Source organism: Candidatus Nitronereus thalassa, from assembly GCF_032191465.1.
Taxonomy (GTDB): Bacteria; Nitrospirota; Nitrospiria; order Nitrospirales; family UBA8639; genus Nitronereus; species Nitronereus thalassa.
On record NZ_JAQOUE010000001.1, the window covers coordinates 2,443,742 to 2,457,444 of the forward strand.

A 13,703-nucleotide genomic window follows, 5' to 3' on the forward strand; every position below is an offset into this window, starting at 1 on the left:
TGGATTTAGGTTGAGGCTGTTAATCTCAAAGTTACACATCTAAATTTCTTACTTCTAGCGCATGTTGCTGAATAAAGTTTCGTCTGGGCTCAACTTCGTCCCCCATTAAAATCGTAAAAATCTCATCGACGCCCGTCATATCCTCAAGTTTCACTTGGAGCAATGACCGCGTTTGGGGATTCATCGTGGTTTCCCACAATTGCGTGGGATTCATTTCTCCCAGACCTTTGTATCGTTGCAGATTCAATCCCTTTTTCCCAGCATCTAAAATGGCCCGGACCAATTGGTCCGTCGCGGGATAACCGGTTTCCTCTTCTCCAATTTTTATCCGAAATGGGGGAGCCCCTAGGCCAATTGCCGAAGGTGCTAATTTTTGTAATTCGCGGAAATCAGCCGAACCGACGAGATCATGATTGACCTCCAAGGTGGACGTCATCCCATTGGTTTGAACACGGCAGAAAATTTTGTTGGATTGATGCTCTTCATCTTCACGTATATCCACACTAACTTGTCCCTTGGGATAAACCAGTGTAAGGCGTTCTTTAGCTCTCGCAATGAGATCTTGAACTGCTTCGGTGTTTTTTAATAAGTCCCGCCCCAACGTCGGTTCATCAACAAAAACTCTGATCAAACCTAGCTCGCGTTGTTTTTGTGTAAAGCGGGCCAACAGGCCCTCGAAATCAATTAACCGTTTTAGCATTGGCAATAACGTCGGGCCGTTCATAAAAGCCTCTTCTGCCTTCACAAAGAGTGCGACTTCCTGAACCGCTTGTTCTGCCAAATATTCATTGAGGGCATGTTCATCTTTGAGATAGCGTTCGGCTTTCCCTTTTTTCACTTTAAACAATGGAGGTTGGGCAATATAAATATATCCGTGATCAAACAACTCATGCATTTGTCGAAACAAAAACGTGAGCAGGAGAGTACGAATGTGACTTCCGTCAACATCGGCGTCGGTCATAAGGATGATTTTATGGTATCGCGTTCTGGTAATATCAAATGCTTCCTTGTCGTCTTTGCCTTTTTCAGAGTCTTCCCGTTTTCGGCCGATCCCCGTTCCGAGTGCCATGATCAGTGTTCGGATTTCTTCACTCGACAACATTTTGTCGAAGCGCGCTTTTTCCACGTTTAGGATTTTTCCTTTGAGAGGCAGGATGGCTTGAAACCGTCGATCCCGTCCTTGTTTAGCCGAACCGCCCGCTGAATCTCCTTCCACCAGATACAGTTCGCTGAGTGCGGGGTCTTTTTCAGAACAATCGGCGAGTTTCCCTGGGAGAGAGCCACCATCCAATGCGCTTTTACGACGAATAAGATCTTTGGCCTTTCGAGCGGCTTCCCGCGCTCGTGCCGCATCAATTGATTTGCCGATGATTTTTTTGGCGACAGCTGGATTTTCTTCGAAATAATTTCCGAGGCCTTCATTCACTGCGGCCTCGACAATGCCTTTGACTTCACTGTTGCCGAGTTTCGCTTTTGTTTGTCCTTCAAATTGGGGATGCCTAACCTTGACACTTATGACGGCGGTCAGTCCTTCTCTCACATCGTCGCCGGTGAGGGACTCGGTATCCTTTTTTAATAAATCGTTGGCATTGGCATAATTGTTAATAGTTCGTGTCAACGCCGCCTTCAAGCCTATTAAATGCGTCCCACCTTCTCGCGTATTAATGTTGTTGGCAAACGAAAACAAATTTTCCGCATAGCTATCGTTGTATTGCAACGCGACTTCCAAGATCACATCGGTCTTTTCCACCTCAATGAAAATGGGTTTGTGAAGAGGTGTTTTGGCTTCATTTAAATGTTCTACAAAAGATACGATTCCGCCGACATAACAAAACACTTGTTCTTTTTGTGTTCGGCGGTCCGAAAGTGCGATGGACAAACCCTTATTCAGAAACGCTAACTCGCGGAGTCGTTGGGCTAACACGTCAAAACTACAATCCACGGTTTCAAAAATGTTTGCGTCTGGCTTAAAGGTAATTTTCGTTCCGCGTTTCTTGGTGACGCCGGCCACGACCAAGGGCGCTTTAGGTTTTCCCCGTTCGTATTCTTGAGTAAAGACTTGACCGTCTTGCCAGATTTCAAGTTCGAGCCATTCGGAAAGGGCATTCACCACGGAGATACCGACGCCATGCAGCCCGCCGGACACAGTGTATGCGCCTTGTTCGAATTTTCCGCCCGCATGAAGGACGGTCAGCGCGACTTCCGCTGCTGATTTTTTTTGAGTGGGATGCATGCCGGTGGGAATGCCGCGGCCATTATCGATTACGGTGACGCTGCCATCAATTTCTAGCGTGACTTCGATCGACTCTCCATAGCCGGCCATGTGTTCATCCACGCTATTATCGACGACTTCATAGACCAGGTGGTGCAAGCCATCGACGCCAGTACTACCGATGTACATCGCTGGCCGTTTCTGCACGGCTTCCAAGCCTTCGAGTACTCGTATTTGCTCCGCGCCATACCCGCCTTTGGATTCGGCTGAACTTTCCGATTTCTGGGAAGGCGGCGTAACGGGAGCTTCGGCCGGAGGGCCTGGGGTATTTCTTTCATCTGGCAACATAGTTGGGGTAATGAACCTTATTAAACTTTGACGGGCATTACGACGGCTTTAAACCGTTGTTGATTCTCAGTTTCTTTGAGTAAACATGGGCTTAATGGGGCATCCATCTGCAACTCAATGGTCTCGCCATCCATGATGGTCAACACTTCAAGTAAATATCGGGCATTGAATCCAGCGGAGAATTCTTCGCCATTAAACTTGGCTTGAATCTCTTCATTAGCTTCTCCCATATCTGGGTGGCTCGAAAAGAGGGTGAGGTGATCCGACGCAAAAGTAAGCTTGACGGCATAGGTTTTATCTCGTGACAGCACTGAAACCCGTCGTAAGGCCCCTTCAAAATCCTCTCGATTGACCGTAATTTTTTTGGAGGTTTCCTTGGGAATGACTTGCTGGTAATTCGGATAATTTCCTTCCATGAGCCTTGAGGTCAGCAGCAGCCCACTCTTCCGGAAAATGAGCATGTTCTTGGTAAACCCAATCATGGGTTCGTCGCCACCTTCTTCTAGCAACCGGCGAATTTCCAGGGCAGCTTTTTTCGGCACAATCACCTTTGTGTCTTCAGGAAACGATGCATCCTTTCCAACCTCCAATGGTTGGTCAGCAACAGCCAAACGATGCCCGTCGGTGCCGACTAATCGAATCATTGGTTTCCCGCCGTCCGTAAGGAGGGTGATTAACAGGCCATTCAGAACATACCGAGTGTCGTTGTCCCCCACCGCAAACAGGGTTTTCCGAATAAGTTGAAGCAAACTTGCCCCTGGCAATGGGATGAGCCCTTCTCGCTCAATAGCCGGCAAGGGAGGAAAGTCCTTACTCGGAAGCCCAACCACTTTAAATTGGCTACGCCCTGCGCGAATGGTGACCAAACTATGATCGGTCACACTTAGAGCAATTTCAGGTTCTTTGATTTCCTTAAGAATCTCAAAAAGTTTCCTCGCCGAGAAGGTTACCGACCCCGGCTCCTCTACCTTCGCCTTATATAACCCTCGCATTCCCAATTCGAGATCTGTGGCCAGGATATCTAATCCCTCTGTCTTGGCTTCCAACAAGACATTCGCCAAGCTCGGCATGGTGTTTCTTTTTTCGACTACTCCCTGAACTCGTTGGAGGGCGGTCAGGATTTCATCGCGCGCAATCGTCACCCGCATGACAGGGCTCCCTTCTGATGGCTGGCGAATGGTCTAGGCATCCAACCGGGTTGTTTCCTTAGTGAATGGTGATTCACTGTTAGGCTTTACTGATTTCATCCTTTAAGCTTTCGATCGTGGTTCGCAATCCCGAGTCGTCATCGAGGGCTTTTTCAATTTGCCGACACGCATGCATGATGGTCGTATGATCTTTCCCCCCAAACTCCCGGCCAATTTCTGGAAATGAAGAAGCCGTGAGTTCACGAGAGAGGAACATGGCAATTTGCCTGGGATGCACCAGGGTTTTTGTGCGCCGCTTGGATTTCAACTCGGATATTTTAATATTAAATCGATTAGCCACCACCTCTTGTACATCCTCAAGAGTAATAAATTTTCTCTTGCTTCCCAACAGGTCCCGCAAAATGTTTTTGGCCATTTCAGTCGTGATGGTTTTTCCGGTAAGTGTCGCATAGGCGCCCAATCGGATAAGAGCTCCTTCCAACTCACGGATATTACTCCGGAGGTTTTCAGCCAACAATTGAATGACTTCTTCCCCGATGGCGATTCCTTCTTCTTCGGATTTCTTTCTGAGAATGGCGATTCTCGTTTCTACGTCCGGAGGTTGAAGGTCGGCAATCAGGCCCCATTCAAATCGTGACCGAAGCCGTTCTTCCATCGAGGGCATTTCTTTGGGAAACCTGTCACTGGATAACACGATCTGTTTCCTGGCTTCATACAAGGTATTGAATGTATGAAAGAACTCTTCTTGGGTTCGTTCCTTACCAGCTAGGAATTGGATATCGTCTATGAGGAGCATATCCACATTTCGATACCGCCGCCTCAAGTCGATCATTTTATCGTACCGGATGGAATTAATTACTTCGTTGGTAAATTGTTCTGTCGTGACATAGGCAATTCGAAGGTCACTTTTTTCCATCACATAGGTACCGATGGAATTTAAAAGATGGGTTTTCCCTAATCCAACTCCCCCATAAATAAAGAAAGGGTTATAGGCTCTTGCCGGGGCTTCGGCCACGGCTAAACTCGCCGCATGGGCAAATTGATTACTCGCACCTACCACAAAATTATCAAAGGTATATTTGGGATTGGGAAGCTGACGTCTGTTCTTCCCTTGTGTTACCGGCGGATCGTCTCCCATTGGAATGGCGGGAATATGGGCATTCTCTTGTTCACCAACCACAAACTGAATTTCGACTTTCCCTTCTTCCCCGCCACCTTGGGCCGAATGAAGAGCTTCCCCTATCAAACTCCGGTAATTTCTGCCAAGCCACTCTCCGAAAAACTTATTAGGGACAACGATAGTTGCACTGGATCCGTTAATTTCACCTAACTTGGTAGGATGAAACCAGTTTTCCACCACTTCCCGGCCCATTCGGGACTCAATATATCCTAGAGCAAGGTCCCAAATATTCTTTCCTTCCACTACCACCGTCTCCATTCCCACTATCAACAGGTTTATTCACAGATGTGGATAACTTACACACCTATATCCTTTTTCTTTATTTTATTCCACCCATATTTTTAAAATCCCTCACATATCCGTAACCCTGTCCCCAATCGTTATTCAGACTATACACGGATCTATACCCACGATGGGAAATCCCCATCTCCTCGACCTTCCTACTCAAATTATCTATTTCCCGTTATTCACAAGCCCTATTAATATTCCTACGACTACTAATTTTCTTTTTACACAGGGAAATATAAGAGAATAGGTTTTTCCATTCACAGGGATATCACCATATCGGCATCAAAAATCATCTGTAACATATCAAAATATTGAATTTTCGAATATGTTTTTTCTTTATTAGTATTTTGAGCATTATGGTCACCAAGGACAAAACAAGGAAATGGCCAACTATGTGTAAATTCTGTGCCTTCTTGGACAAAAATCGCTGACACTGAATAGTCTGAAGATTGGGGAGATGATAATAATTCGTTAAAATCAGGATCTTGTTCTTTTGAAATAATGTACAGAATTTTTTTCAATTATATTACCCTAAAACCATGGCCCGATCGGCATTGAGCAGGTATGAATTAATTTCTGAAATTGAGGCCTCTTTGACCGAAAAGTCAGGGTCAATGGAATAGTCTTTTGAGCTACCTTGGGGAATCACAAGAGGAAGTTCAAGTTCTTGAATCACGGGTAGATATTTTTCCAAAATTTCGGCATCTTTTACATCCATAGCATCCTCCGTGAGAAGGATCCTAGCCTTCCCTAGAAGAATAATCGTCAGTGGAATTGACCCCGTGGACAGACCCAAGGCAATCCTAAGACCCTCCACCGGTCTACCGGTAGTCATGGGATCCTCACGAAGTACAACGATAATATTGTTTAACATGTTGGTTGATGAAAGATCGGGAAAGGCTTGAAAAGGTAAAGACCTGGTGCCTTTAATAGAGATCGTGATTTAGGTTACATTACTTATTGAAAAACAAAGAGAAAATCATATTCTTACACAAAAAAAAAGTCAACAAAATGATGAATGACAGGGCTAAATAGAAAAGCGTTTTTTTAAAAAGGTTGGGATTTCAGAAAGTGAAATGTTCTCCTGGGCTTTAGTCTCCATGTTCCTAAGGATAGCGTTATTTTGTGAAACTTCATCGTCCCCAAGAATTAGCACATAGGGTGCGGATAGTCTATCTGCAGAACGAAGGAGGTTTTTTAATGAGGTGCTATTGTGATCAGTGTCAGCCGTAATTCCGTTTAGACGAAGTGTGTCAAGAAGGGATACACCCGCCTTGGACCCTAATGGACCAAATCCTGCAATAAATACCCAGGGATTAGGTGTAGGGATCATGCACTCTGGTAAAGCGAGTAGGACCCGTTCAAGTCCAATAGCAAATCCCACGGCAGGGGTTGGTTTTCCACCCAAAACTTCAAAAAGACCGTCATACCGTCCACCAGCACCAATGGCGTTTTGTGCACCTAAGGAAGAACAGGAGACCTCAAACGTCGTCATGGAATAGTAATCCAAACCACGGACAAGGCGAGGGTTAAGATGGTATGGAATGGAAAGCATTTCAAGATCAGCCAATACTTGGTGAAAATGGTCTTTTGAATTTTTCCCAAGGAAATCTGGGAGTTTGGGTGCTTCTTCCGTAGCGGTTCGACATTGAGTAACTTTGCAATCAAGAACTCTGAGTGGGTTGGTATCAATTCGACGCCGGCAGTTGGAGCAGAGCTGTTCGAATTTTGGTTTCAAAAAGGCCACGAGGTTGTCTTTGTACCCCAGGCGATCTTGAGGCTGGCCTAATGAATTGATTTCCAGGGTGAGCCCAGGCAACTGTAGGGATGAAAAAAATCTCCAAAGGAGGGAAATTACTTCGACATCCGCATTGGGACTAGTGAATCCAACCATTTCTACGCCAAACTGATGAAATTGACGGAATCTGCCGGCCTGGGGGCGCTCATGCCTAAACATAGGGCCAATGTAATAAAGTTTTTTGCAGGTGGGGTCATTAATAAGGTTATGTTCTATTAAGGAGCGCACGACCCCGGCTGTCCCTTCGGGTCTTAGGGTCAGGGAACTGCCATCACGATCTGGAAAAGTATACATTTCTTTTTCCACGATATCCGTGGCTCCCCCAATGCTCCGTACGTATAGGTCTGTTGGTTCAAATATAGGAATTCGAATTTCCCTAAACCCGTAGGATTGGGCCAGGCGATGGGCCGCGATTTCCACAACATTCCATTTCGGCATTTGACTGGGTGGAATGTCTTTGACTCCTTTAATGCCACGAATCATGTATGTTTTTTCCTAAATGTGTGAGTATAGGAAGGGGAAATTGGATAAGGCAAACGTTTAATTTGCCGACTATAAAAGGGGAAAGTTCGGAGAGTCAACGAAAGGGGTATAGTGGAAAATATTTTCACCCACAGCCTTAGTCGACTTTTTTCAATGGGTTGACCATTTGACACATGAGAGAAGACGAATCTACAATGATTTCTTTAGTGTTTTTCCACGAAGAGGATAACTAATTATGTCAATGACATTCCGACAACCGTCGAACCTGAAAAGAAAACGTGACCACGGATTCCGGAAACGGATGAGTACCAAAAATGGCAGGAAGGTTTTGGCGCGCCGTCGCCGCAAAGGCCGATACCGTCTCACAGTCTCTGATGAATGATTCTCTCACGCGTTCGTCTGAATTCTTTCTCAAGAAAAAACAAGATTATGATCGTGTGAAGCGAGAGGGGAGGAGATGCCAAACCTCTTTGTTTAATGTCATGTTTTGCTCATCGGCGACTTACGATACCCGAGTTGGAATTGTAGTCGGTCGACGATTTGGGAATGCCGTAGTCAGAAATCGCGGGAAGCGAATTTTTCGAGAGTTGGTCCGAAAAACTCACGGCTTGTTGGTGAAAGGCTATGATATCGTCGTGTTTCCGAAGCGCCCCGTCCTTACCTACAACCATCGTTCCCTCGTTGAATCGTGGGTTCAAATTTTGTCTCGCGAAGGGCTAGTATCGTCACCCGAACCCATGCCATGCGTCAAATAGCCTTGTGGATGATTGGAATCTACCAACGATGGATTTCGCCATGGTTGGGTCAGTCATGTCGCTTTGAACCCTCATGTTCCTGGTATACTCGAGAAGCCATTGAACGATATGGAATCATGCATGGGACTTGTTTAGGAGTGTTTCGCCTTTGTAAATGCCATCCTTTCCACCCTGGGGGGATCGACCCCGTTCCCTAAACCTTCGTTTGAGAGCAATCCTCCTCCCCCATTCAGTTGGTGAATACACACAAGGAACCCATGATCTCTGTGGTCGAATTTCGCACAATAAAGGAGATATCGAGAACGCTCTACTAAATTTATCATGGAAAAGCGCATCATTATCTTTCTCGTTATCTCTCTGGGAATCATTCTTGGGTACGATGTCTTGCTCAAGGAATTTGGATTCCTGCCCCAGCCCGTGCAAGTGGAGGAGTCGCAATCTTTTGAATCCGACAGTAAGGATTCATCAAAGGAAATAGCCTCACAAAGTATCAGAAAGTCTAGTGAAACGGGCGAAGAAATTTCCGGTGTTTCAGTTCCTACCGAACTTCACGAATCCTTCGAATTCATTGAAACTTCACTTTACCAGGCTTCCATCAGTAACCGGGGAGCTCAAATCCATAGCTGGAAACTCAAGCACTACCTCACCCAAGACGGGGAAACTTCCGACCCGATTGAGTTTGTGTATCAAGAAGGCCACTTTGCCGGCCCTCTTACTGTCCAAGTATCTGACCCCACCCTGAGCAAATTGTTGAAGTCGGCCATTTATCAAGTTGGTCGAGACTTCGAAACTCTAGATTCAACCCATCCTACGGGAACCCTCACGTATACCTTTGCAGACCAAGAATCGGGGATTGCTATCAAGAAAGAGCTGACCTTTCATCACGATTCCTACATCGTAGATGTTGTGATCAGGACCGAAGGCCTGGACGATAAGGTTGAGGTATTATTGGGCACCAACTTTGGAGTCGTTGAATGGGGACAAGGGTTCATTGGTGCGCTGGGACCAGCCTGGATGATTGGGGAGACGCTCGAAAAAGAAACCCCTGAACCCGAAATACGGAAATCAGGCGACATCCAATGGGCTGCTCTTCAAGACAAATACTTTATTAGTGTCATGATTCCGGAATCCGCCCGTGGTGTGTTTGCGCGAACCGAAACTGAACGCGTTGTGACGGGTGGAGTGGAATTTTCACCGGAGAGCGATAATGGGCGAATTGTATTTCAGCTCTATTCCGGCCCCAAACAATTTGATGCCATGAAGGCCCTGGGGCATGGGCTCGAGGATACGATTGATTTTGGCTGGTTCATTTATGGAAGTTGGGACATTGTCAGAGCCGTGGCGAAACCCCTCTTCTACGTGCTTCGCTTTCTATACGAGTATACGCAGAACTATGGTGTGGCCATCATCCTCTTAACGTGTGGCATAAAGCTTTTGTTCGTGCCCCTTCAATACAAGAGCTATAAATCCATGCAGGGGATGCAAAAGATTCAACCTAAGGTCCAGGCCATGCAGCAGAAGTTCAAGGATGATCGGGAACGGCTCAATCGGGAACTGATCAAGCTGTACAAGGAGCATAAAGTGAATCCGGTTGGCGGGTGTTTGCCAATGTTGCTCCAAATGCCGGCCTTCATTTCCTTGTTCAATATTTTGTACATGACCGTTGATCTTCGGCAGGCCCCGTTCGCGTTGTGGATTACCGACCTCTCCGTTCCCGATCCATTTTATGTACTCCCGATTTTGATGGGAGTTTCCATGGTCTTGCAACAAAAGATCATGCCGACGACGATGGATCCGACTCAGGCCAAAATGATGCTGTTGTTGCCGGTGTTTTTGACCTTTCTCTTTTTAACCTTCCCGGCAGGACTCGTCTTGTATTGGGTAACCAATAATGTTTTGACTATTACCCAACAATTCGTGACCGATCGGTTTATTCTGAAAAAGCCAACTTTTTCGCAAGCTCCGCCTGAACCCTCCGAGGCATTACCAGAGCCAGCAGAAGAGCCTGCCGGATCCAAGAAAAAAAAGGGTAAAGGGAAAAATTCACAAAAAGAGTCCGTGTAAAGAATTGGATCTCCCACGATGGAAACTTCGGGAGAAGATACAATTTGCGCCATTGCCACCCCAATGGGAGAGGGCGGGGTCGGCATCGTTCGAGTGAGCGGCGATGGCGCTATTGCCTTGTCCTCCAACGTTGTCCGTCCCAGAACCCTTCCTTCCCTGGAACACCTCACCAGCCACCGTATGTATTTATGTGATGTCCTCGCTGATTGGGGTAATGAGAGCGACGCCCCAAGCCATGTGCCTCTGGATGAAGCCCTAGTGGTCGTCATGAAACGGCCTCGTTCTTATACCGGCGAAGACGTGGTGGAAATACAGACACATGGCGGGCCATTGATTCTTCGATCAACCTGCGATGCTCTTATTCGAGGAGGGGCCAGAATGGCAGAGCCTGGCGAGTTTACGAAGCGAGCCTTTTTGAATGGGCGGCTCGATTTAATTCAGGCCGAGGCAGTGTTGGACACGATTCAAGCTACGACTGCTAGCAGCTTGCGCACAGCCCAGGTCCTGTTACGTGGGCAGCTTACCAAAGAAGTCGAATTATTGAGAGAAGAACTCATTCGAAATCTGGCGCATCTTGAAGCAGGAATGGATTTTGTTGAAGAAGATATTTCCTTTATTCAAAACGAGGAGTTGGCTCTCGTTCTTCAGTACACTCATTCCAAGCTCCAAGAATTGATTGATTCTTTTGAAGAAGGCCGAATTGTGCGAGAAGGCATTAAGGCTGCCATTATTGGTCGTCCTAACGTGGGAAAATCGAGCCTGCTTAATGCTCTCCTTAAAACCGATCGAGCCATTGTCTCTCCAACTCCCGGAACGACACGGGATGTGATTGATGAAGCCGTGAATGTGGCTGGCCTTCACATGCGGCTCTTGGATACGGCGGGTCTTCGGCAAACAGAAGATTTTATTGAAGAAGAAGGCATGCGACGGACGAAGCAAGCCGTCGAGGAAGCCGATCTTCTCTTGATCCTGGTCGACGGCTCGGTGGGGGTGACCGAGGACGATCGTGCGTTGATTCAAAATTATCAAAATGACCGGTGCCTAATGATTATCAACAAATGCGATCTTTCGATTAACATTTCACCCAAAGAAATTTCAGTCCTGGAGTCTTGGATTGAGCCAAGATCTCCTGCGGCTGATAAAAAAAACACCGGAATGACCAAGCGCATCATTCAGATTTCCGCCAAAACCGGAGATGGGTTGGACGAGTTAAAAAAATCCATTCGTTCATGTTTTTTAAAAGACAATTTTGAACCTGGTCAGGCTCCCATGGTCACCCATCTTCGTCATAAAACCGCCTTAACCAAAGCCAGGGATTCCATTCAACAGGCTCAAGCATCGATCAAAGCAGAAATGGATGGGGAATGTATTGCGCTGGATATGCGAGGTGCTCTAGACTCCCTTGGCGAAATCACCGGGGCGATAAGTACCGAAGATATTTTGGACAGAATTTTTCGAGACTTCTGCATTGGAAAGTAAATATATTTAGGAACTTACACTTATATGCCAATAGAACGAGATATTATTGTGATTGGAGGGGGCCATGCAGGCTGCGAAGCAGCGCTTGCCGGTGCCCGTATGGGCTGTCGGGTCGTGTTGTTGACGATTGATACAACAAAAATCGCTCAAATGCCTTGTAATCCTGCGGTTGGTGGAATAGCGAAAGGGCATTTGGTGAAAGAAATCGATGCCCTTGGTGGGGAGATCGGATTCAACACCGACAAAGCGGGAATTCAGTTTCGCATTCTAAATACCCGTAAAGGACCTGCGGTTCGAGCCACTCGAGTCCAATGTGACAAGTCTTTGTACCGGATGGCCATGCAGAATACTTTGAAGGCACAACCATTGCTGGAAATTTTTGAGGGAACGGCTGAGCGGATTTTGACCAAAGGCCATGCGGTGATCGGGGTAGTGACGAATTCAGGGGAAACTATTCATGCTAAAGCTATCGTCATCACATCAGGAACCTTCTTAAAAGGTCTGATGCATATTGGCATGAACCATCTTCCCGGTGGGCGGGCTGGAGAATCTCCAGCGGAGCACCTTTCGGATTGTATGAGAGATTTTGGGTTTGAAGTGGGGCGCCTAAAGACTGGTACACCTCCTCGGTTACATCGAGATACCATTAATTTTGAAGTAATGCAGGTCCAGCCAGGAGATGAATCTCCCAGGCCATTTTCTGCTCAAACCCAAGCAATTTCCAATCCTCAAATCTGTTGCCACTTAACCACAACAACCTCAGAAACACATGAAATTATTATGAAAAATCTTGATCGGTCACCGATGTATTCGGGAGTCATTGAGTCGGTGGGACCAAGATATTGTCCATCTATTGAAGACAAGGTTGTACGTTTTTCAGAAAAAACCGGGCACCAAATTTTTCTTGAACCAGAAGAATTAAATTCTCCTTCATTTTATCCAAACGGTATTTCCACCAGTCTTCCGGTAGATGTTCAAGCGGCAATGTTAAAAACCATTCCTGGACTCGAACATGCCAAAATGCTCAAGCCTGGCTATGCCATTGAATACGATTATTTTCCCCCTCGCCAGCTTCATCCCACGCTTGAGACAAAACTTGTGAAGGGTTTATTTCATGCGGGACAAATTAATGGCACTTCCGGGTATGAAGAAGCAGCAGCACAAGGGTTAATGGCTGGGATCAATGCGGCTCTTATGGTCAAGGAACTTTCCCCGTTTGTTCTTGATCGTTCCCAAGCCTATATTGGCGTTCTTATTGATGATTTAATAACCAAAGATGCGTTAGAGCCCTATCGAATGTTTACTTCTCGTGCGGAGTATCGATTGCTTCTTCGTGAAGATAATGCGGATTCCAGACTTATGGAAATTGGGCATGGCTTAGGTTTGGTAAAAGAATCAATTTTTCATAAATTTATGGAGAAACAACGGACAATTATTGAAGAAGTCGATCGGTTAAATCATTCACGCCCCATTTGGGATAGTGAAACAGAACAGCGTTGGAAAAAACATCAGGAGGTTATTCCTGATCCAGGTCATACACTTGGGCAACTTCTTAGGCGTCCGGAAATTTCTTATGAAAAGTTATGTGAAATCGTTGACTATTGTCCTGTTGAAGATTTCACGATTCAGGAGGCCATTGAAATTTCCATAAAATATGAAGGGTATATTATTAGGCAAATGCAACACATTGAAAAATTTAAGAAGCTGGAAAGAAAAGCTATTCCGGAAAACTTTGTCTATGATGGAATTAGCGGATTTTCAAAAGAAGTTGTTGAGAAATTATCAAAAGTGAAGCCGGCTTCTGTTGGTCAAGCTTCGAGAATATCAGGAATTACACCTGCCGCCATTTCTCTCCTTTTAGTTTCATTGGAACGATATAAACGATATAATAGAGCCAAGCAGGCATCACGAATCATTTAAAAGTCATTATTTTTTAATAGTTTGTGAA

12 protein-coding genes are annotated in these 13,703 nt (G+C 46.0%); 6 read left to right on the forward strand and 6 right to left on the reverse strand.

The window, feature by feature from the left end; genetic code table 11:
- Positions 1-31: 31 nt before the first annotated feature.
- From gyrB to hisS, 6 genes are all read right to left on the reverse strand, one after another.
- On the reverse strand, positions 32-2,560 hold the full coding sequence (gene gyrB, locus PPG34_RS11050; protein WP_313833355.1) for a DNA topoisomerase (ATP-hydrolyzing) subunit B: 2,529 nt from the start codon (positions 2,558-2,560) through the stop codon (positions 32-34).
- Positions 2,561-2,580: 20 nt separating this feature from the next.
- Positions 2,581-3,708, reverse strand: a complete 1,128-nt coding sequence (gene dnaN / locus PPG34_RS11055; RefSeq protein ID WP_313833357.1) for a DNA polymerase III subunit beta — start codon at positions 3,706-3,708, stop codon at positions 2,581-2,583.
- 79 nt (positions 3,709-3,787) lie between these two features.
- Entirely contained in the window at positions 3,788-5,146 is a 1,359-nt protein-coding gene (gene dnaA, locus PPG34_RS11060; RefSeq protein ID WP_313833358.1) for a chromosomal replication initiator protein DnaA, read from the reverse strand.
- A 287-nt stretch (positions 5,147-5,433) separates the two neighbouring features.
- Positions 5,434-5,697: a hypothetical protein gene (locus PPG34_RS11065; protein WP_313833360.1), complete on the reverse strand. Its 264-nt coding sequence runs from the start codon at positions 5,695-5,697 to the stop codon at positions 5,434-5,436.
- Between the two features lie 5 nt (positions 5,698-5,702).
- A complete protein-coding gene (locus PPG34_RS11070) occupies positions 5,703-6,011 on the reverse strand; it encodes a hypothetical protein (protein WP_313833362.1) in 309 nt (102 codons plus the stop codon).
- 192 nt (positions 6,012-6,203) lie between these two features.
- Positions 6,204-7,457, reverse strand: coding sequence for a histidine--tRNA ligase (gene hisS / locus PPG34_RS11075; RefSeq protein WP_313833363.1), 1,254 nt, complete (start codon positions 7,455-7,457; stop codon positions 6,204-6,206).
- 235 nt (positions 7,458-7,692) lie between these two features.
- Here hisS and rpmH point away from each other — a divergent pair, with 235 nt between their 5' ends.
- The 6 genes from rpmH to mnmG all read left to right on the forward strand — a co-directional run bounded on the left by rpmH (position 7,693) and on the right by mnmG (position 13,675).
- Positions 7,693-7,839 carry a 50S ribosomal protein L34 gene (gene rpmH / locus PPG34_RS11080; protein WP_313833364.1) on the forward strand — a complete coding sequence of 49 codons (147 nt, stop codon included), beginning with the start codon at positions 7,693-7,695 and terminating at the stop codon, positions 7,837-7,839.
- A complete protein-coding gene (gene rnpA / locus PPG34_RS11085; RefSeq protein ID WP_313833365.1) occupies positions 7,772-8,212 on the forward strand; it encodes a ribonuclease P protein component in 441 nt (146 codons plus the stop codon). The genes rpmH and rnpA overlap by 68 nt, the downstream gene beginning before the upstream one ends.
- A gap of 8 nt (positions 8,213-8,220) precedes the next feature.
- Positions 8,221-8,409, forward strand: a complete 189-nt coding sequence (yidD, locus tag PPG34_RS11090; RefSeq protein WP_313834282.1) for a membrane protein insertion efficiency factor YidD — start codon at positions 8,221-8,223, stop codon at positions 8,407-8,409.
- Between the two features lie 124 nt (positions 8,410-8,533).
- Positions 8,534-10,276 carry a membrane protein insertase YidC gene (gene yidC / locus PPG34_RS11095; protein ID WP_313833366.1) on the forward strand — a complete coding sequence of 581 codons (1,743 nt, stop codon included), beginning with the start codon at positions 8,534-8,536 and terminating at the stop codon, positions 10,274-10,276.
- 18 nt (positions 10,277-10,294) lie between these two features.
- On the forward strand, positions 10,295-11,755 hold the full coding sequence (gene mnmE / locus PPG34_RS11100; protein WP_313833367.1) for a tRNA uridine-5-carboxymethylaminomethyl(34) synthesis GTPase MnmE: 1,461 nt from the start codon (positions 10,295-10,297) through the stop codon (positions 11,753-11,755).
- Between the two features lie 24 nt (positions 11,756-11,779).
- Positions 11,780-13,675, forward strand: a complete 1,896-nt coding sequence (gene mnmG / locus PPG34_RS11105; protein WP_313833368.1) for a tRNA uridine-5-carboxymethylaminomethyl(34) synthesis enzyme MnmG — start codon at positions 11,780-11,782, stop codon at positions 13,673-13,675.
- Positions 13,676-13,703 lie beyond the last annotated feature (28 nt).